At 69.3% G+C, this 18855-nt stretch carries 18 protein-coding genes; 12 read left to right on the top strand and 6 right to left on the bottom strand.

From position 1 onward, the window contains the following. Positions 1 to 6 precede the first annotated feature (6 nt). The 7 genes from ACT54X_RS19595 to budC all read left to right on the top strand — a co-directional run bounded on the left by ACT54X_RS19595 (position 7) and on the right by budC (position 7067). Positions 7 to 948: an ABC transporter permease gene (locus ACT54X_RS19595; protein ID WP_234191973.1), complete on the top strand. Its 942-nt coding sequence runs from the start codon at positions 7 to 9 to the stop codon at positions 946 to 948. 4 nt (positions 949 to 952) lie between these two features. Further along, positions 953 to 1825: an ABC transporter permease gene (locus tag ACT54X_RS19590; RefSeq protein ID WP_476348003.1), complete on the top strand. Its 873-nt coding sequence runs from the start codon at positions 953 to 955 to the stop codon at positions 1823 to 1825. A 13-nt stretch (positions 1826 to 1838) separates the two neighbouring features. Further along, positions 1839 to 3509, top strand: coding sequence for a dipeptide ABC transporter ATP-binding protein (locus ACT54X_RS19585; RefSeq protein ID WP_476348001.1), 1671 nt, complete (start codon positions 1839 to 1841; stop codon positions 3507 to 3509). Between the two features lie 67 nt (positions 3510 to 3576). Then, complete coding sequence (locus tag ACT54X_RS19580; protein WP_476347999.1) at positions 3577 to 5052, top strand: amidase; 1476 nt, start codon at positions 3577 to 3579, stop codon at positions 5050 to 5052. 27 nt (positions 5053 to 5079) lie between these two features. Next, positions 5080 to 5805 carry an AzlC family ABC transporter permease gene (locus ACT54X_RS19575; protein ID WP_476347998.1) on the top strand — a complete coding sequence of 242 codons (726 nt, stop codon included), beginning with the start codon at positions 5080 to 5082 and terminating at the stop codon, positions 5803 to 5805. Then, entirely contained in the window at positions 5802 to 6140 is a 339-nt protein-coding gene (locus tag ACT54X_RS19570; protein ID WP_476347996.1) for an AzlD domain-containing protein, read from the top strand. The genes ACT54X_RS19575 and ACT54X_RS19570 overlap by 4 nt, the downstream gene beginning before the upstream one ends. Positions 6141 to 6266: 126 nt before the next feature. Next, complete coding sequence (gene budC / locus ACT54X_RS19565; protein ID WP_476347994.1) at positions 6267 to 7067, top strand: meso-2,3-butanediol dehydrogenase; 801 nt, start codon at positions 6267 to 6269, stop codon at positions 7065 to 7067. A 75-nt stretch (positions 7068 to 7142) separates the two neighbouring features. On the opposite strand, the gene argA is transcribed toward budC, so the two are convergent. From argA to ACT54X_RS19550, 3 genes are read right to left on the bottom strand one after another with little or no spacing between them, the layout of a single operon-like run. Next, complete coding sequence (argA, locus tag ACT54X_RS19560; RefSeq protein ID WP_234191966.1) at positions 7143 to 8492, bottom strand: amino-acid N-acetyltransferase; 1350 nt, start codon at positions 8490 to 8492, stop codon at positions 7143 to 7145. A 55-nt stretch (positions 8493 to 8547) separates the two neighbouring features. Continuing rightward, entirely contained in the window at positions 8548 to 8967 is a 420-nt protein-coding gene (locus tag ACT54X_RS19555) for a PIN domain-containing protein (protein WP_294365839.1), read from the bottom strand. Between the two features lie 10 nt (positions 8968 to 8977). Beyond that, positions 8978 to 9268 (bottom strand): DUF6364 family protein, encoded by a 291-nt coding sequence (locus ACT54X_RS19550; RefSeq protein WP_294365836.1) that lies wholly within the window; start codon positions 9266 to 9268, stop codon positions 8978 to 8980. A gap of 101 nt (positions 9269 to 9369) precedes the next feature. On the opposite strand from ACT54X_RS19550, the gene hrpA reads away from it, so the two are divergent. Continuing rightward, positions 9370 to 13458, top strand: a complete 4089-nt coding sequence (gene hrpA, locus ACT54X_RS19545; RefSeq protein ID WP_476347991.1) for an ATP-dependent RNA helicase HrpA — start codon at positions 9370 to 9372, stop codon at positions 13456 to 13458. Between the two features lie 285 nt (positions 13459 to 13743). Here the strand turns inward: hrpA and ACT54X_RS19540 are convergent, their stop codons facing one another. Then, the gene (locus ACT54X_RS19540) at positions 13744 to 14358 is read right to left on the bottom strand and encodes a TetR/AcrR family transcriptional regulator (protein ID WP_294365832.1); all 615 of its coding nucleotides are present in this window, start codon (positions 14356 to 14358) and stop codon (positions 13744 to 13746) included. Between the two features lie 143 nt (positions 14359 to 14501). On the opposite strand from ACT54X_RS19540, the gene ACT54X_RS19535 reads away from it, so the two are divergent. After that, on the top strand, positions 14502 to 15110 hold the full coding sequence (locus ACT54X_RS19535) for an acyloxyacyl hydrolase (RefSeq protein ID WP_017759731.1): 609 nt from the start codon (positions 14502 to 14504) through the stop codon (positions 15108 to 15110). 21 nt (positions 15111 to 15131) lie between these two features. Here the strand turns inward: ACT54X_RS19535 and ACT54X_RS19530 are convergent, their stop codons facing one another. Further along, positions 15132 to 15605 (bottom strand): hypothetical protein, encoded by a 474-nt coding sequence (locus ACT54X_RS19530; RefSeq protein ID WP_294365827.1) that lies wholly within the window; start codon positions 15603 to 15605, stop codon positions 15132 to 15134. A gap of 115 nt (positions 15606 to 15720) precedes the next feature. Further along, on the bottom strand, positions 15721 to 16317 hold the full coding sequence (locus ACT54X_RS19525; RefSeq protein WP_294365826.1) for a PAS and helix-turn-helix domain-containing protein: 597 nt from the start codon (positions 16315 to 16317) through the stop codon (positions 15721 to 15723). Between the two features lie 87 nt (positions 16318 to 16404). Between ACT54X_RS19525 and ACT54X_RS19520 the strand changes: the two genes are divergently transcribed. The 3 genes from ACT54X_RS19520 to ACT54X_RS19510 are packed head-to-tail and all read left to right on the top strand — an operon-like array spanning position 16405 to position 18792. After that, positions 16405 to 17211, top strand: a complete 807-nt coding sequence (locus ACT54X_RS19520) for a CoA transferase subunit A (protein ID WP_476347988.1) — start codon at positions 16405 to 16407, stop codon at positions 17209 to 17211. Between the two features lie 14 nt (positions 17212 to 17225). After that, entirely contained in the window at positions 17226 to 17864 is a 639-nt protein-coding gene (locus tag ACT54X_RS19515; RefSeq protein ID WP_017758629.1) for a 3-oxoacid CoA-transferase subunit B, read from the top strand. Between the two features lie 10 nt (positions 17865 to 17874). Then, complete coding sequence (locus ACT54X_RS19510) at positions 17875 to 18792, top strand: NYN domain-containing protein (protein ID WP_017758628.1); 918 nt, start codon at positions 17875 to 17877, stop codon at positions 18790 to 18792. The last annotated feature ends 63 nt before the right edge of the window (positions 18793 to 18855 follow it).

The raw sequence follows: 18855 nt of genomic DNA, 5'->3' as shown, positions 1-18855 counted from the left end.
GCGGCCATGCTGAGCTTTCTGGGCAAACGCCTGCTCGCCACGCTGCCGGTGATCCTGGTGGTGGCCATCGCGGTCTTCATGATCGTGCGGCTTACCCCGGGCGATCCGGCGGCCATCATCGGCGGCAACAGTGCCACCAACGAAGACCTGGACCGCATCCGCGCCCAGCTGGGCCTGACCCAGCCGCTGTGGACGCAGTTCGCCACCTGGGCCGGCCACGTGCTGCAGGGTGACCTGGGCTTTTCGTTCTTTCTGAACAAGCCGGTGGTGGCCCTGATCGGCCAGCGCATCGAGCCCACGCTCTCGCTGGCCATCGGCACCCTGGTGCTGGCGGTGGCCATCGCGCTGCCGCTGGGCACGCTGGCGGCTTGGCGCATGGGCGGCTGGCTGGACAAGGCCGTGATGGCCTTCTCGGTGGCCGGCTTCTCGGTGCCGGTGTTCGTCATCGGCTATGTGCTGATCTACCTGCTGGCGATGAAGCTGCAGTGGTTCCCGGTGCAGGGCTACCGCCGCATCGGCGAGGGTGTGGGCCCCTGGGCCCGGCAGCTGGTGCTGCCCTGCCTGACGCTGGCCGTCACCTACGTGGCGCTGCTGGCCCGCGTGACCCGCGCCGCCGTGAGCGAGGCACTGACCGAGGACTACATCCGCACCGCCCGTGCCAAGGGCATCGGCGAGCGAACGGTGCTCAGCCACCATGCGCTGCGCAATGCCGCCGTGCCGGTGGTGACCGTCATCGGCGTGAGCGCGGCCCTGCTGCTGGGCGGCGTGGTGGTCACCGAGACGGTCTATGCCATTCCCGGCCTGGGCCAGCTGACGGTGGATGCGGTGCTCAACCGCGACTTCCCGGTGCTGCAGGGCGTGGTGCTGTTCTTTGCGCTGATCTACGTGGGCGTGAACCTGCTCGTCGACGTGAGCTACCTCTTCCTCGATCCCCGCATCAGGTACTGAAGCCATGGGCACTCTCCAAAAACTCTGGCGCCATGGCGCCGTGCGCGGCGGCACGCTGGTGCTGCTGGTGCTCACGCTGCTGGGCCTGATGGCGCCATGGCTGGGCACCTTCGACCCCTCGGCGATGGACGCGAACTTCATCACCGTCCCCGCGGGCACGGCCGGCCAGGTCACGCTGCCCGATGGCGCGATGGTGCAGCACACCTTCTGGATGGGCAGCGACAGCGTGGGCCGCGACGTGTGGAGCCGTGTGCTCTACGGCACCCGCATCTCGCTGCTGGTGGGCGTGCTCACCGCCTTCCTCGCCATCGCGCTGGGCTGCACGCTGGGCATGGTGGCCGGCTACTTCCGCGCGGCCGACGCCGTGCTGATGCGGGTGATGGACGGCCTGATGGCCATCCCGGCCGTGCTGCTGGCCATCACGCTGGTGGCCATGCTCGGTGCCAGCCTGCCGACGGTGATCCTGGCCATCGCCGTGCCCGAGGTGCCGCGGGTGACGCGGCTGGTGCGCGCCCTGGTGATCGGCCTGCGCGACGAGCCCTTCGTCGAGGCGGCCCGCGCGCTGGCGACGCCCAACGCCACCATCCTGTGGCGCGACATCCTGCCCAACGCGTTGGCGCCGCTGATCGTGCAGGGCACCTTCATCGCGGCATCTGCCGTGCTGACCGAGGCCATCCTGAGCTTCCTGGGCCTGGGCCTGCCGGCCGAGGTGCCCACCTGGGGAAACATCATGGCCGAAGGCCGGGTGCTGTTCTCGCAGGCGCCGGGCAACGTGCTGTGGCCCGCGCTCTTCCTGGTGCCCACCGTGCTGGCCATCAACCTGCTCGGTGACGGGCTGCGCGATGTGCTCGATCCCAAGTTCTCCAAGCGCAGCTGAGCGAGGTGTGACCATGAAACCCCTTCCCACCCGCATCGCCGCTGGCGAAGCCCCGCCCATTCCCGCAAGACCCGTGCTGGAGGTGCGCGGCCTGCAGGTCGCACTGCCCGCCGACGCCGACCGGCCCCATGCCATCGAGCGGCTGGACGTGCGCATCGAGGCCGGCCGCACGCTGTGCATCGTGGGCGAGTCCGGCTCCGGCAAGTCGGTGCTGGCCACGACCGTGATGGCGCTGCTGGCCAAGGGCCTGACCATCACGGCCGGCGACATCGTGCTGGCCGGCGAGACGCTGCTGACGAATGGCAAGTACCTGCCCGAGAAGCGCCTGCGCGCCCTGCGCGGCCAGGTGATGGGCATGGTCTTCCAGGAGCCGATGACGGCGCTCAACCCAGTGCTCAGCTGCGGCGAGCAGGTCGACGAGTTGCTGCGCAACCACACGGCGCTGACGCCGGCCGAGCGCAAGGCGCGCATCCTGGAAGTGTTCGAGCGTGTGCGCCTGCCCGATCCGCACCGCATCTTTTCGAGCTACCCGCACCAGCTCTCGGGCGGCCAGCGCCAGCGCATCGTCATCGCGATGGCGATCATCCTCAAACCGCGCCTCTTGATCTGCGACGAGCCGACCACGGCGCTGGACGTGACCACGCAGGCCGAGATCCTCAAGCTCATCGCCGAACTGCAGCAGGAGCAGGGCAGTGCGGTGCTGTTCATCACGCACGACATGGGCGTCGTCGCCGAGATTGCCGACGAGGTGATGGTGATGCACCGCGGCAAGGTGGTGGAGCAGGGCCCACGCGAGCAGGTGCTGCGCACCCCGCGCGAGGACTACACCCGCATGCTGCTGGCCGCCGTGCCCGGCATGGTGCCGCCGCCGCCGCGCGAGTTGCCCGGCGGCCCGGCGCTGCTGGCGGGCCGCGGGGTCGGCAAGACCTATGTGCGCCGCGACTGGCTGGGCCGCGCCAAGCCCAACACCGCGCTGCAGGACGCAAGCGTCGCCGTGCACCGCGGCGAGACGGTGGGCGTGGTGGGCGAATCGGGCTCGGGCAAGTCCACCTTCGCGCGCTGCATGATCCGGCTGATCGACCCGAGCGAGGGCACCATCACCTGGGGCGACCGCGAGGTGCAGTCGCTGTCGGAGTCTCGGCTGCGGCCGCTGCGCTCGCGGGTGCAGGTGGTGTTCCAGGACCCGAACCGCTCGCTCAATCCGCGGCGCACCGTGGGCTCGTCGATGATCGAGGGCGCCGTCAACTTCGGCCTGGACGTGCCGGCGGCACGCAAGCTGGCCGAGGAGCTGATGGACCGCATCCAGCTGCCGCGCGCTGCGCTGTCGCGCTACCCGCACCAGTTCTCGGGCGGCCAGCGTCAGCGCCTGGCCATCGCCCGCGCCGTCGCCTGCCAGCCGCAGGTGCTGGTGGCGGACGAGGCAGTGTCGGCGCTCGACGTCTCGGTGCAGGCGCAGATCCTGGACCTGCTGCGCGAAGTGCAGCGCGACTTCGGCCTCGGCATCCTGTTCATCACGCACGACCTGCGGGTGGCGGCGCAGCTGTGCGACCGCGTGATCGTGATGAACCAGGGCCGCATCGTGGAGGAGGGTTTGACGGCTGAGGTGTTCGGCCAGCCGGCCCATGCCTACACCCGCAAGCTGCTGGCCGCGGCGCCGCTCACCGAGCTGGGCCTGGCCGCTTGAGCACGCATACGCCCCAGCAGGCAGAATTTTCGGTTCGACCGACATCCGAACAACAGGAACACACGACATGACATTGGCAATGAGCTGGGACGAATGGGCCGCGCAGGACGCGACGGCCCTGGCCGAGAAGGTGCGCCAGGGCGAGCTGACCGCCGCCGAACTCGCGCAGCAGGCCGCGGCCGGCATCGCAAAGACCAACCCGATGCTCTCGGCCGTGGTCGAGGTCTTCGAGGACGTGGTGGCCGACCCGCTCAAGGACGGGCTCAATCCCCAGGGCCCCTTCGCCGGCGTGCCCTTCCTCATGAAGGACCTGGGCCCCACGCTCAAGGGCCGGCTGCAGGAGCAGGGCTCGCTCTTCATGCGCGGCAATCGCCCGACCGAGGATGCCTGGCTCACGAAGCAGATGCGCAAGGCCGGCCTCAACCTGATGGGCCGCACCACCACGCCGGAGTTCGGCGTCTGCAGCTCCGCCGAGAACCCGGCCGTCTACGTCACGCGCAATCCCTGGAACACCGACTTCACCACCTGCGGCTCTTCCGCCGGCACCTCGGCCATGGTGGCGGCGGGCGTGGTACCCATGTCGCATGCCACGGACGGTGGCGGTTCGATCCGCATCCCCGCCGGCTTCAACGGCAACATCGGTCTCAAGCCCTCGCGCGGCGTGTTCAGCATCGGGCCGAATTCGTCGGACATCACCGGCTATGTGTCCATCCAGGGCTGTCATAGCCGCACGGTGCGCGACACGGCGGCCTTCGTCGATGCCTGCCGCGGCGGCGCACCCGGCGAATTCATGCCCTACTGGACGACGCCTGAGCCCTACACCCAGCTGATCCAGAAGGACCCGGGCCGGCTGCGCATCGCGCTGTCGCACGAATGGGGCGACTACCGCGCCACGCCCGAGATCGTGGCCGAGCTGGAGAAGGCTGCGCGCTTCCTCGAAGGCCTGGGCCACCATGTCGAATGGGCACTGCCCCAGGCCGACCTGCGCGAAGCCTTCCGCGCGCAGACCACCTGCTACATCAGCAACTTCGCGCAGGTGATCAACGGCCTGCTCGCGAAGAGCGGGCTGGAGCGTCCGCCCGCAGACCTGATCGAGCCGATCAACATACGCATCTGGGAAGCGGGCAAGGACCTGTCGTACGCAGAGCGCTACAAGATGCAGGCCGTCTTCAACAGCACCGCGCGTGCCTTCGGCGCCTTCTTCGAGGACTGGGACATCATCCTCACGCCCATCACCGCGCTGCCGACGCCGCGCATCGGCACCACCGAGTACCTGACGACCAGCGACAACCCGGACGTGCTCGACTGGTTCGACAACCTCTGGAAGTTCTTCTCGTACACGCCGCTGTCGAACCTGTGCGGCATCCCGGCCATCTCGCTGCCCATGGCGCAGCAGGGCAACGGACTGCCCTTCGGCATCCATGCCCAGGCGCGCCAGGCCAACGACGGCCTGCTGCTGCAGCTGGCGGCGCAGATCGAGCGCGCCATGGGCGGCCGCTGGAACGACGGCCGCCGCCCGGGCGTGCACGTCGCGGCCGCCTGATCGGCCGGGACACGGAAACCTCACGACATGGCGCTGTTCGGCACGCGATCGCTGCGTTCGCTCTTCACGCACCCCGGCTTTGCCGAGGGCGTGCGGGCCATCGCCGGCCCGGCCCTGGGCACGGTGGCCCTGGGCCTGGTGACCGGCGTGGCCATGGCGCGCAGCGGCCTGCCCATGGGTGCGGTGCTGGCCATGTCGCTGCTGGTCTTCGCCAGTGCCTCGCAGCTGGCCTGCCTGCCGATGATCCTGGCGGGCGCGCCGCTGTGGGTGATCGTGCTGACGGCGCTGATGCTCAATGTGCGCTTCGTGGTCTTCAGCGCGCACTGGCGGCGCTACTTCGGCCTGCTGCCGCGGCCGCAGCGGCTGGGGCTGGCCTACCTGGCCGGTGACCCGGTGTATGTGCGCTTCATGCAGCGCTACCCGCGGCGCGCGCCCGACCAGCTGGCCTACTTCCTGGGCCTGGCGCTGTTCAACTGGGCGGCGTGGCAGGTAGCCTCGCTGGCGGGCATCTTCCTCGCCGACGCCATTCCACCGGATTGGGACCTGCGCTTCATCGGCGTGCTCGCGCTGCTGGGTCTTGCCATGCCCATGATCGCGGACCGGCCCAGCTGGCTGGTGGCCGCGGTGGCGGGCACCATCGGCTGGATGGGGCAGGGCTGGCCCTTCGGGCTGCAGGTGATCGCGGCCATTGCCGCCGCCATGGCGGCCGGCCGCTGGGCGGAACGGCGCCGCCCGCGCATCGCCACGCCATGACCGACCTGCACCTGTGGATCGCCATCCTCGCGCTGGCGGGGGTGACCGTGCTCACGCGCGGCGTGTTCCTGCTGCCGCGTCGCGAGCCGCGCCTGCCGGGCTGGCTGGCCTCGGGCCTGCGGCATGCGCCGCTGGCGGCGCTGATGGCCGTCGTGGTGCCGGAGGTGCTGCGCGGCTCAGGCGGCGTGGTGGTCGCGCCGGGCTGGCACGATCCGCGCTGGCTGGCCGTCGCCGTGTCGGTGGCGTGGTTCTGCTGGCGGCGCGGCGTGACGGGCCCGGTGGTGGTGGGCACGGCGACCTTGCTGCTGTTGCGGGGGTTGGGCATGGCGGGTTGAGCGGGGGGGCCCGCGTGGCGGGGGCCACAGCGCCGAGATGAGGCACCCCGCGTGCGTCGCACTGGACGGCCTCGATGCGCGCTTTTCCGACGTCGTGCCGCCTGCGCGCATGCGTTCATGCAGCCTATGACTGCTGCACTCCAACTCTCTTCCACCCAGGGCCGTGATCGCTTCCATGGCCGTGTCGTGATCGTCACCGGCGCCGGCTCGGGCATCGGCGAGGCCATCGCCCGCCGCTTTTCCGCCGAGGGCGCCCATGTCGTGCTGGCCGGGGACCATGCCGACAAGCTCGACAAGGTCGCGGCCGATCTCCCTTCCGAGCGCACGTTGGTGCATCAAGTCGACGTGTCCGACCTGGGCCAGGTCAACGCCCTGGTCGAGGCCACCATCGAGCGCTTCGGCGAGCTGCATGTGCTGGTCAACAACGCGGGCATCGCACCCGAGGGCGACGCCACCGATGCCTCGGCCGAGGACTTCCACCGCACGCTGGCCGTGAACGCCGGCGGTGTCTTCAACGGCGCCAAGGCCGCGATGCTGCATCTGGAGCGCAGCCGTGGCTGCATCGTCAACACGGCCTCGGTGTCCGGCCTGGGCGGCGACTGGGGCCTGGTGGCCTACAACGCGTCCAAGGGGGCGGTCGTGAACCTGACCCGTGCCATGGCGCTGGACCATGGCGGACGGGGCGTGCGCGTGAATGCCGTCTGCCCCAGCCTGACCTTCACGCCCATGACCGCGGACATGCAGGACGACCCGGACACCATGGAACGCTTCAAGGACCGCATCCCGCTCGGCCGCGGCGCCGATCCTGCGGAGGTGGCGTCGGTGGTCGCCTTCCTGGCCAGTGACGACGCCAGCTTCGTCAATGGTGCGTTGGTGCCGGTGGATGGCGGCCTGACGGCGTCCAACGGGCAGCCGCGGATGTCGTAGCCGACGACGCGGCCTGACCATCCCCATGAAAAAGGCGCGCCCGATGGACGCGCCTTTCTTCTTGGCAAGGCTGCTTCAGCCCAGCTTCTTGACCAGCACCTGGCTCTTGCGGTCCCAGTTGTATTTCTTCTTGCGCGCCTCGGGCAACCAGTCCGGGCTCACGGGCTGGAAGCCGCGCTTGATGAACCAGTGCATGGTGCGGGTGGTGAGCACGAAGATGCTGTCTAGGCCGATGGCGCGCGCGCGGTGCTCGATGCGCTTGAGCAGCTTCTCGCCGTCGCCCTGTCCCTGCGACTGGGGCGAGACGGTGAGGGCCGCCATCTCGGCGGTGCGTGCCTCGGGGTAGGGGTAGAGCGCCGCGCAGCCGAAGATCACGCCGTCGTGCTCCACCACCGTGTACTGGTGGATGTCGCGCTCAATCTCGGTGCGGCTGCGCTTGACCAGCGTGCCGTCGCGCTCGAAGGGCTCGATCAGCTGCAGGATGCCGCCGATGTCGTCCACGCCGGCTTCGCGCACCGACTCGAGCTTTTCGTCGATGACCATCGTGCCGATGCCGTCGTGCACGTAGATCTCCAGCAGCAGCGCACCGTCCACCGAGAAGGGCAGGATGTGGTTGCGCTCCACGCCGCCCTCGCAGGCCTTGACGCAATGCTGAAGGTAGAAGGCGGTGTCGGTCGGCTGCTGCGGTGGCGAGAGCTGGGCGAGCCATTTGCGCGCTACGTCCAGGGGCAGCTCGGTGTCGATGGGGTTGTCTTCGCTCACGGGCTGGCTCGGGTCCATGGCGACGCCGGGCACCTCGGTCAGGAAGATCAGCTTGTCCGCCTGGATCGACACGGCCACGCTGGTCGCCACTTCTTCCATCGCCAGGTTGAAGGCCTCGCCCGTGGGCGAGAAGCCGAAGGGCGAGAGCAGGACCATGCTGCCGCCGTCCAGCGCGCGGCGGATGCCGGTGGCGTCCACCTTGCGGACCAGGCCCGAATGCTGGAAGTCGACGCCGTCGACGACGCCGACCGGCCGCGCCGTGATGAAGTTGCCCGAGAGGATGCGCACCGTCGAACCCGCCATGGGTGTGTTGGGCAGGCCCTGGCTGAAGGCGGCCTCGATCTCGTAGCGCAACTGGCCGGCGGCCTCCTGCGCGCAGTCCAGCGCCACCTCGTCGGTGATGCGCATGCCGTGCGAATAGCGGGCCTCGTGGCCCTTGGCGCGCAACTGCTCGTTGACCTGCGGACGGAAGCCGTGCACCAGCACGACCTTGACGCCCATGGACTGGATCAGCGCCAGGTCCTGCGCGATGGACGGCAGCTTGCCCGCCGCGATGGCCTCGCCCGCGATGCCGACCACGAAGGTCTTGCCCCGGTGCGTGTGGATGTAGGGCGCCACCGACCGGAACCAGGGCACGAAGGTGAAGTTGAAGACGGCGGACATGCGCGGAGCAGGACTGTGGAAGGTGGAAGCGAAGGGGTGGACGCGAGCCGCCCGTTCAGGCGGCAGCGCGGAAGGGGTCGACCAGCGTCAGGTCGCCGAATCGTCGGCCATGCTGCAGATCTTCGGTGTAGAGCGTGACGGCGCCGCTGCGTTGCGCGGCCTCGATCACCATGGCGTCGAAGATCGAGAGGCCGTGCGCCTGGGCGGTATCGAGCGCCGACTGCACCAGGCGCAGGTCGGTGTCGACCACCTGCCAGGCGCTATAGCCGTCGAGCAGGGCGCGCACCGTGTCGGCTGCAATGCGGTGCTTGCGGGTGAGCACGCTGTAGAGCTCGATGAGCACCTGCGTGCTCAGCACGCCCTCGGCTGCGGTCGCGTGGCGGGCGACGAGCTCGCGCGCCGCGGCCTGCTTGGCCGGCGAGCGCGGATCGACGCAGTACACCAGCACGTTGGTGTCGAAGAAGGCGAGGGGCACGGGCGAAGCGTCAGTCGGCGGAGCGGGCCCGTGCCCGGAAGTCGCCGTCGTACAGCTCGTCCCGCAGGCTGCCGCTGCGTGGCTGCGCTGCCGGCTGCGCCTCGCTGGCAGCGGCGTCGATGGCCGCCATCAGCCGGGCTGTGGCGGCGTCGCGCAGCATCTGGCGGCTGGCCTCGGCCTCGTTGACGTACTGCTGCAGGAACTCCCGCACCTTGGCGCTCAGCGACGTGCCCTGCTGGATGGCGCGCACGCGGGCAGCCTTGATGAGCTGCTCGTCGACGTTGATGGTCAGGTTGGCCATGGGAGCTTCCTCGCAAACTGGGCGCGGCGTTTGGCGCGGCGGCGGGTGTCGGACGAGTCTACACGGAAACATGTGAACCCGTGGGCTGCGATACTCGCCCCGTGCCGCTCCAGATCGACTTTCCCGATTCCCTTCCCGTATCCGCCAAGCGCGACGAGATCGCCGCCGCCATCCAGGCCCATCAGGTGGTCATCGTCTGCGGCGAGACCGGCTCGGGCAAGACCACCCAGCTGCCCAAGATCGCCCTGGCGCTGGGCCGCGGCAAGCTCAACGCGCCCGAGGGCCGCGGCCGGCTGATCGGCCACACCCAGCCGCGGCGGATCGCTGCCAGTTCGGTGGCCAAGCGCATCGCCGAGGAACTGAAGACGCCGCTGGGCGAGGTGGTGGGCTACAAGGTCCGCTTCCAGGACCGACTGAGCCGTGACGCCTCGGTCAAGCTGATGACCGACGGCATCCTGCTGGCCGAGACGCAGACCGACCCGCTGCTCAAGGCCTACGACACGCTGATCATCGACGAGGCCCACGAGCGCTCGCTGAATATCGACTTCCTGCTGGGCTACCTGCGCGAGATCCTGCCGCGGCGGCCGGACCTGAAGGTCATCGTCACCTCGGCCACCATCGATGCGGAGCGCTTTGCGAAGCATTTCGAGAGCCGCAACGGGCCGGCGCCGGTCATCTATGTGTCGGGCCGCACCTTCCCGGTGGAGATGCGCTGGCGGCCCTTCGAGGAATCGCGCGAGTACGACCTCAACGACGCCATCGCCGATGGCGTGGACGAGCTGTGGCAAGGCAATGCCGGTGGCGACATTCTGGTCTTCCTGCCCGGCGAGCGCGAGATCCGCGAGGCCGCCGACCACCTGCGCAAGCACCTGGCGCACCAGCCGGTGATGCGCGCGGCCGAGGTGCTGCCGCTGTTCTCGCGCCTGTCGCAGGCCGAGCAGGACCGCATCTTCGAGGGCCACACCGGCCGGCGCATCGTGCTGGCGACCAACGTGGCCGAGACCTCGCTCACGGTGCCGGGTATCCGCTACGTGATCGACGCGGGCACGGCGCGGGTCAAGCGCTATTCCTTCCGCAGCAAGGTGGAGCAGCTCCTGGTCGAGCCCGTGAGCCAGGCCGCCGCCAACCAGCGCGCCGGCCGCTGCGGTCGGGTGGCCAACGGCATCTGCATCCGGCTCTACGACGAGAAGGACTTCGCCAGCCGGCCGCGCTTTACCGATCCCGAGATCCTGCGCTCGTCGCTCGCGGGCGTGATCCTGCGGATGAAGTCGCTGCACCTGGGCGACGTGACGCAGTTTCCTTTCCTGGAGGCCCCGAGCGGCCGGGCCGTGGCCGATGGCTACCAGCTGCTGGGCGAGCTGGGTGCGGTGGACGATGCCAATGAGCTGACCGAGATCGGCCGCGAGCTGGCCCGGCTGCCGCTGGACCCGCGCGTGGGCCGCATGATTTTGGAAGGCCGCACGCGCGGTGCGCTGCAGGAGGTGCTGGTCATCGCCTCTGCCATGAGCGTGCAGGACGTCCGCGACCGGCCGCTCGAAGCGCAGCAGCAGGCCGACCAGGCCCACGCCAAGTTTGACGACGAGAAGAGCGAGTTCAGCGGCTACCTGACGTTGTGGAAGTGGTTGCACGATGCCCGCGGCGGCGCGCCCGTGGCGCAGAATCGGCGCGAGATGGTGGCGGCCACGCAGGGGCCGAAGAAGGCCAGCGCGGCGGTGCTGCCGGTGAGTCAGCGGTTGGCGGTGGCGGAGGGCGGCGGGCCCCCACCCCAACCCTCCCCCAGTGGGGGAGGGAGCAAGAACGCAGGCAGCGCTCGACCCCTTCCCCCTCTGGGGGAAGGCAGGGATGGGGGCTCTCCCGCCCCCCGTCATGGGAGCATCCCCGCCACCCACAAGCTCAGCAACCGCCAGTACGAACAGCTGCTGCGCCAGAACTTCGTCAGCGTGCGCCGCGTGCGCGAATGGCGCGACATCCATTCGCAGCTGCTGACCGTGGTCACCGAGCACAAGTGGAAGCTCAACCCCACGCCCGCCGGCTACGAACAGATCCACAAGTCCATGCTGGCCGGCCTGCTGGGCAACATCGGCTGGAAGATGGACGAGGAGGCCGGCTCCTCCTCGGGCGAATACCTGGGCGCGCGCGGCGTCAAGTTCCACCGCCATCCTGGCGCGCACCTGCGCAAGCGGCCGGGTCGCTGGATCGTCTGCGCCGAACTGGTGGAGACCACGCGCCTCTTCGGCCGCGGCATCGCCAACATCGAGCCGCAGTGGATCGAGGAAGTCGCCGGCCACCTGCTCAAGAAGCAACTGCTCGACCCGCACTGGGAGAAGAAGGACGCCCGCGTCACTGCCTTCGAGCGGGCAACGCTCTACGGCCTGGTGGTCTACAGCGGCCGGCGCGTGGACTTCGCCAAGGCCGACCCGGCCGGCGCACGCGAGATCTTCATCCGCGAGGCCCTGGCCGGCGGCGAATGGGAAAGCAAGCTGCCCTTCCTGGCTGCCAACCGCAAGCTGGTGCGCGAGGTGGAGGCGCTGGAGCACAAGTCGCGCCGGCAGGACGTGCTGGTCGACGACGCGCTGATCTACGCCTTCTACGAGGCCCAGGTGCCCGCCGATGTGGCGAACGGCCATGCCTTCGAGCAGTGGTACCGGCAAGCGAGCGCGACCAATCCCAGGCTGCTGTTCCTCACGCGCGAGGAACTGATGCGCCACCAGGCGGCGGGCATCACGACGCAGGCCTTTCCGCCCCTCGTCAAGCTCGGCGGCGTGGACTGCGCCGCCACCTACCTGCACCAGCCGGGCGATGCGCGCGATGGCGTCACCGTCAGCGTGCCGCTCTTCGTGCTGAACCAGGTGAGCGAAGAGCGCTGCGAATGGCTGGTGCCGGGCATGCTCAAGGACAAGATCCAGGCCCTGCTCAAGAGCCTGCCGCAGAAGCCGCGTTCGCGCTTCGTGCCCCTGCCCGAATCGGCGGCCAGGCTGGCCGAAGCGCTGGGCACCCCCGAGGCCTTCGGCGCCGGCTCGCTCACCGATGCGCTGCTCAAGCGGGTGCGCGACATCACCAGCCTCGACGTCAAACGCGCCGACTTCAAGCTCGACATGCTGCCGCCGCACCTGTTCATGAACCTTCAGGTGGTGGACGAGCACGGCCGGCAGCTGGGCATGGGCCGCAACCTGGGCGCGCTCAAGGGCGAGCTGGGCACCAAGGCGCGGGGCGCCTTCCAGGCGCTGGCGGGGCTCAAGGCCAGGGCGGGGCCTGCGCCCGCGCCGGCTGCGCCGTCGGCGGGCGGCGGCAAGACGGCCGCACCTGCGCCCAAGGCCGCGCCCGGCCCCGCCGCGCCGCCGGCCGGCCAGCGCTACACCGCCTGGACCTTCGGCGAACTGCCCGAGCTGATGGAGGTGCGCCGGGGCGCGCAGACGCTGATCGGCTTCCCGGCGCTGGTGGATGGCGGCGACGCCGTCACCATCGAGGTCTTCGATGAGCCCGAGGTCGCCGCCGCCAAGCACCGCGCCGGCTTGCGCCGGCTGGTGGCGCTGCAGATCCGCGACGCGCTCAAGTACCTGGAAAAGAACATTCCCGACCTGCAGAAGATGGCCGTGGCCTACATGCCGCTGGGCACGCTGGAGGAACTGCGCGCCCAGATCCTGGACGTGGCGCTGGACCGCGCCTTCCTGCAGGAGCCGCTGCCCACCGACGAAGCCAGCTTCAAGCGCCGCCTGGACGAGGGCCGTGGCCGGCTGACGCTGATCGCCAGCGAGGTGGCGCGCCTGGCATCGACCATCCTCACCGACTACGCCGCAGCCCAGCGCAAGATCAAGGACACCAAGATCCAGCCCGAGGCCGTGAAGGATGCGGCCGAGCAGCTGCAGCGCCTGGTCGGCAAGCGCTTCATCGCCGATGCACCGTGGACACAGCTGCAGCATTTCGCGCGCTACCTCAAGGCCATCGTGCTGCGCTTGGACAAGCTGCGGGCCGACCCGGCGCGTGACGCGCAGAAGCTGGCCGAACTCAAGCCGCAGGAACAGCGCTACTGGCGCCTGGTGGCCGAGCGCAAGGGCGCCACGGATGAGCGCATGCGCGAATTCCGCTGGCTGCTCGAGGAACTGCGGGTGAGCTTCTTCGCGCAGGAGCTGCGCACGCCGCAGCCGGTGAGCATCAAGCGGCTGGACAAGGCCTGGCAGCAGATCGTGTAGATCACGAACACCCCCAGGCTGCGCGCTTCGCGCTACGCCTCCCCCCTCGAGGGGGCACATCCAGCGGCCCGGCAAAGCCGGTTCCGCGGATGTTCCCGCTTGGCCTGCGCTGCGGCAATTCGAAGCGGGAGCGTGCGGCGGGCATCTGGCGACTTGCGCGGCTTGCGCGAGTGACGGGTTCAGCCCGCCGGCAGCCACTACACCTGACCGGCAGTCGTCGTGGCGTCGCACCTGCGCGGGCGGGCGTGAGGTCCCAGCCGTGCGATGGCCGATGCGCCGGCGCGCCTAGGTTTCTTCCGGCTGCTCCAGCAGCAGGCGCACCACCCGGCTGATCGCCCGGCCGGTGGCGGCGCGGTTGAGCGTGGGGTCCAGCAGCGTGCGCGCAGCCAGACCTTCGAAGAGGGTGCACATCACGGCCACGCGTGCCTTGAGCTCTGCCGCAGACAGCCCGCGCAGCGCTGGCAAGGGCCGCAGCAGCGCCAGCAGCTCGTCGCGCTTGAGGCGGTCCGCCTGCTGAAGCAGGGCCGCGATGTCCGGTGTGCGGTTGGCCTCGGCCAGGATCTCCAGCTGCAGCCGCGCCGGATCGCCCGCGCAGCGCGCCACGCCGGTATCCACCTCGCCCAGACAGGCCGCGAGCACGCCCTCTGCCTGGCCGCGCTCGCGCATGAGCTGGATGCGCGCCAGCGTGTCCTGCAGGTCCTGCGCCACGATGCCCGCCACGATGGCTTCCTTGTTGCGGAAGTAGTGGTAGACGTGGCCCGGGCTCATGCCAGCCACCTCGCAGATGCGCTGGATGCTCGCCCCACGGAAGCCGTGTTCGCTGAAGCAGCGGGCCGCCGCGTCCAGTACCTGCCGACGGCGCACCCCGCCTTTGTCCTGCGGAGGCGGCTCGGTGTTCATGGCAGAAATCCGTGCTTTCGAGGGCATGCGTCGCAACAAGCTGGAGAGGGAGATGGGGCCATTGTCCCTTCGCCCTCCGGACGCGTGCCTCGGATTCCTAGAATGAAAATTCTAGAAAATTCATTCCAACTCCTGGAGCCACCATGGACAACCGCTCTCGCCAGGGCGCCGGCCGTCACTTGAAACGGCGCATCGCGCCTCTGGCCTTTGCGGCAGCGGCTGTGCTTGCATCCGCACACGCAGCAGCGCAGGAACAGGTCGACGAAGGCCGCCGCTTCTATGTGGAGGGCGGGTCCAGCGTGCTGCACACGCAATCGACCGACTCGCTGACGGCGGGCGTGATGCTCCCGTCGCAGTTGTTCCCGTCGGTGCCGCGCCAGGCCGGCCCGTTGACCCTGTATTGGGACCTGTGGGCCAGCCATTGGCAGGCGCCGCGGCCGGACGGCTCGAGCGCCGGCTATTCGCAGATCGGCGCCACCGCCATGTGGCGCCACCTGCTGGGCGAGCCGGGCACGCCGTGGTTCGTGGAGCTTGGGCTGGGTGGGACGGTAATGGACCGGCTGTACGAGACGCCGAGAGACCGTTTCAGCACCGCTTTCCAGTTCACCGAGGTGCTGGGCGTCGGCTACCGTTTCGGTGAGCGCCAGGCCTATGAGTTGTCGCTACGCCTGCAGCATTTCTCCAACGCGGGCATCAAGGAACCGAACCCCGGCGCCAACTTCGTCAAGCTGCGTTTCAGCATGGCCTGGTGAAGCGGCGCCGGGGCGGGGCGATCACTGGGACTGGCCGGGCGCGCCCGGGGCGCCGGTGGCCGGCGTACCGCTCCCATTGGCCGGATCGTTGGTGCCTGTGCTGCCCGTAGCGCCCGTGCCGGCGGCACCTGTACCCGAGCCGCTGCTCCCGCCAGGCGTGTTGGTCGTGCCGGTGCCGGGGGTCGAAGGCAGGCCGTTGGCGGCGGCTGGGTTGGGGTCTGCGGCGTCGGGTGCAGCGCCGCTGGTGCCCGCGGCGTTGCCGCCGATGCCGGTCGAGCCACTGCCGCCGGTTCCGGGCGCCATGCCCGTGGCGCCATCGCTGGCGGGCGGGGGCGCGGACTGGCCCATGGGCGGGGCGGGCTGGCCCGGCGCTTCACCGCCGGTTCGGAAGAACGCGAAGATCGCGCCGATCACCAGCACGATGACGACAAGGATGCTCCATCGCATCGCCCGGTTGTTGTCGCGGTCGCCGGTCAGTTCGGGTCGGGTGGCCATCGGTGTTGCTCCTGGAAGGTTGTCGATGGCCCCCAGGCTGGCGCCGACTCCGCCCCCATGGCGTGGGACGTCTTCCGGGCATCGGTAGTCCAACGCACCCCGACGGTGCACCGCCTCAGCCGGCCAGCAGCTTCTGCACCAACTCTGCCGTGGTCCCGGCGGCGTACTTGCGCATCAACCGGGCGCGATGAATCTCCACCGTGCGATGACTGATGCCGAGCACGCGGCCGATTTCCTTGCTGGTCAGCCCCTGCATCAGGTGGGCGGCCACCTCCCGCTCGCGGGGCGTCAACTCGGCCTTGTCGGCACGGCGCGCGCCCAGGTCCTCGAAGGTCCAGATGCCGGCCTCATGCGGCACTTCCCGGTTGAGGGCACGGCCGGTGACATGGCACCAGAAGGTCTCCCCGGCGCGCATGCCGTGCAGGCCGTCCACGCGCCGCATCATGCGGTTGTCGGCATAGCGGCCGCTGGCGTTGAGCGCCGGCAGCATGCGGCGGCCGATGCGTTCGTACTCGGCCACGCTGGGATACAGCAGCCGGAAGGACTGGCCGACGAGGGCTTCGCGCGTGGCACCGAACATCTCGCACAGCCGCGCGTTGCAGTCCACCATCATGCGCTGGCGAGACAGCACCATGCCCACCGGGGCATGCTCGAAGGCCAGCCGGTAGTCGATGGCCGGGGCGGCCAGGGCAGGGGCCTCGGGTGCGTCCATTACGAAATCCTACGTATGTCCGTACGTAGTATCGTTGCGGGGTTTTCCCTCCTGCATCCCCTCATTTCTTCTTCAAAGCGAGGACCCATGGCGAACAAGATCTATGCCTCCGCCAAGGAGGCGCTGGCCGGCGTCGTTGCCGACGGCCAGACGCTGGCAGTCGGTGGCTTCGGCCTGTGCGGCATTCCCGAGGCGCTGATCGATGCGCTCAAGGAAAGCGGCGTCAAGGACCTGACCTGCATCTCCAACAACGCCGGCGTCGACGGCTTCGGCCTGGGCAAGCTGCTGGAGACGCGGCAGGTCAAGAAGATGGTCGCCAGCTACGTCGGCGAGAACAAGGAGTTCGAGCGCCAGTACCTGGCCGGCGAGCTGGAGCTGGAATTCACGCCCCAGGGCACGCTGGCCGAGAAGCTGCGTGCGGGCGGCGCCGGCATCCCCGCCTTCTTCACCAAGGCCGGTGTCGGCACGCTGGTGGCCGAGGGCAAGGAGCTGCGCGAGTTCGATGGCGAGACCTACGTCATGGAGCGCTCGCTGGTGCCCGACGTGGCGCTGGTCAAGGCCGACGTGGCCGACAAGTCCGGCAACCTGCGTTTCCGACTGACGGCCCGCAACTTCAACCCGGCCGCCGCGATGGCCGGCAAGGTCTGCATCGTCGAGGTCGAGAAGATCGTCGAGGTGGGCGAACTGGCACCGGACGACATCCACCTGCCCGGCATCTACGTGCACCGCATCGTGCTCAATGCCACGCCCGAGAAGCGCATCGAGAAGCGCACCGTCAGCGCCGCCGCGCCCGTCGATGCCGCCGCCGCCAAGGTCGAGGCCCAGGCCGTGATCGCGCAGGCGGCCGCCGGCACGGAAGTGCCCGCCACCGTCAAGAACAACGCCAGCAAGTAAAAGAGGAGTTCCCCATGCCCTGGACCCAAGACCAGATGGCCGCTCGCGCGGCCAAGGAGCTGGAAGACGGCTTCTACGTCAATCTCGGCATCGGCATCCCGACGCTGGTGGCCAACTTCGTCGGCGACAAGGAAGTCTGGCTGCAGAGCGAGAACGGCATGCTCGGCATCGGGCCCTTCCCAACGGAAGACCAGGTGGACGCCGACCTCATCAACGCCGGCAAGCAGACCGTGACCACGCTGCCGGGCTCGTCCATCTTCGGCAGCCACGAGAGCTTCGCCATGATCCGCGGCGGCAAGATCAACCTGTCGATCCTGGGCGCCATGCAGGTCAGCGAGAAGGGCGATCTGGCCAACTGGATGATCCCCGGCAAGATGGTCAAGGGCATGGGCGGCGCCATGGACCTGGTGGCCGGTGTCAAGCGCGTGATCGTGTTGATGGAGCACGTGGCCCGCAAGAAGGACGGCACGGAAGATCTGAAGATCCTGCCGCAATGCACACTCCCGCTGACGGGCGTGGGGGTGGTGGACCGTATCATTACCGACCTGGCTGTGCTCGACGTCACCCCCGAAGGGTTGAAGGTGGTCGAGCTGGCCGATGGCGTCAGCTTCGACGCCGTGCAAGCCAAGACGGGAGTCAAGCTCCTGCAGTGAAAGTCAATCGATGAGTGAATGGACCGGCGCCGGTGTGCAGGCGCCCAAGGTGGCCCTGTACTGGGACTTCGAAAACCTGCACGCGGTCCTGACCGACCAGCAGAACGGCCAGGACTACTACCGCGAACACCGGCTCACGGTCCAGATGCCCGTGGCGGAAGTCGATGCCATCGTCGACTACGCCGCCTCGCTGGGCGACGTCATCATCAACCGCGCGTACGCCAACTGGCAGTTCTTCTCGCGCTACCGCGATGCCTTGAACGGCGCCGGCATCGACCTGATCCAGCTCTTCCCGCGCGGCGCCAACATGAAGAACAGCGCCGACATCCGCATGGCGCTGGACGCTTTGTCCGACCTGCACACGCACCCCCACATCACGCACGTCGTGGTGGTCTCGTGCGACAGCGACTTCATCAGCCTGGCCCAGAAGGTCAAGCAGGCCGGCCGCTTCATCGGCGGCGTGGGGGTCGAGGGCAACAGCAACCGCTACTGGGTGGCGAGCTGCAACGAGTTCAAGTTTTATGGCGCGCTGCTCAAGCTGCGTCAGGCCAGCGAGGCGGTGGCGGCCTCGGTACTGGCCATGGAAGGGCAGGGCGAGGGCGGCGAGCCGGGCGAGCCCGCCGATAGCGGCCCCACGGTGCTGACCGTGGAGCTCGCGCGGGAGGCGCTGGTCAAGGCCGTGACCCAGATCATCGCCCGCCAGGGCGAGAACCGCGTGCACTGTGGCGCGCTCAAGTCCTTGATGAAGCGCATGATGCCGGCCTTCGACGAAGGCATGCTGGGCTGCCGCAGCTTCAAGGCCTTTCTGCAACGCTTTCCGGACATCGTCGAGTTCCTGGACGACGAGGGGGGCGGGCACATCGCCCTGACGCCGCAGGCGCTGGCGCACGAATCGGCGGCCGAGGCCGACCGCGACGTCGACGCCTGAGCGAGTCCTTCCCGGGTTTTCCTGCGCCGTTCCCGGCCTGCTTTCGCAGTTGCCGAGGCCCTC

The organism is Pseudacidovorax sp. DMC4 (assembly GCF_056314265.1).
Note: the sequence above shows the minus strand (reverse complement) of the source record. Positions and strands in the feature narration are given on the sequence as shown.

Coding starts and splice junctions, on each gene's coding strand:
- ACT54X_RS19550 (WP_294365836.1), bottom strand. CDS start 9,268: ATGGCCAACCTGACCATCAACGTCGACGAGCAGCTCATCAAGGCTGCC.
- ACT54X_RS19530 (WP_294365827.1), bottom strand. CDS start 15,605: ATGGCCACCCGACCCGAACTGACCGGCGACCGCGACAACAACCGGGCG.
- ACT54X_RS19515 (WP_017758629.1), top strand. CDS start 17,226: ATGCCCTGGACCCAAGACCAGATGGCCGCTCGCGCGGCCAAGGAGCTG.
- ACT54X_RS19595 (WP_234191973.1), top strand. CDS start 7: ATGCTGAGCTTTCTGGGCAAACGCCTGCTCGCCACGCTGCCGGTGATC.
- ACT54X_RS19540 (WP_294365832.1), bottom strand. CDS start 14,358: ATGAACACCGAGCCGCCTCCGCAGGACAAAGGCGGGGTGCGCCGTCGG.
- ACT54X_RS19525 (WP_294365826.1), bottom strand. CDS start 16,317: ATGGACGCACCCGAGGCCCCTGCCCTGGCCGCCCCGGCCATCGACTAC.
- ACT54X_RS19535 (WP_017759731.1), top strand. CDS start 14,502: ATGGACAACCGCTCTCGCCAGGGCGCCGGCCGTCACTTGAAACGGCGC.
- ACT54X_RS19570 (WP_476347996.1), top strand. CDS start 5,802: ATGACCGACCTGCACCTGTGGATCGCCATCCTCGCGCTGGCGGGGGTG.
- ACT54X_RS19510 (WP_017758628.1), top strand. CDS start 17,875: ATGAGTGAATGGACCGGCGCCGGTGTGCAGGCGCCCAAGGTGGCCCTG.
- ACT54X_RS19585 (WP_476348001.1), top strand. CDS start 1,839: ATGAAACCCCTTCCCACCCGCATCGCCGCTGGCGAAGCCCCGCCCATT.
- ACT54X_RS19575 (WP_476347998.1), top strand. CDS start 5,080: ATGGCGCTGTTCGGCACGCGATCGCTGCGTTCGCTCTTCACGCACCCC.
- argA (WP_234191966.1), bottom strand. CDS start 8,492: ATGTCCGCCGTCTTCAACTTCACCTTCGTGCCCTGGTTCCGGTCGGTG.
- ACT54X_RS19580 (WP_476347999.1), top strand. CDS start 3,577: ATGACATTGGCAATGAGCTGGGACGAATGGGCCGCGCAGGACGCGACG.
- budC (WP_476347994.1), top strand. CDS start 6,267: ATGACTGCTGCACTCCAACTCTCTTCCACCCAGGGCCGTGATCGCTTC.
- ACT54X_RS19520 (WP_476347988.1), top strand. CDS start 16,405: ATGGCGAACAAGATCTATGCCTCCGCCAAGGAGGCGCTGGCCGGCGTC.
- ACT54X_RS19590 (WP_476348003.1), top strand. CDS start 953: ATGGGCACTCTCCAAAAACTCTGGCGCCATGGCGCCGTGCGCGGCGGC.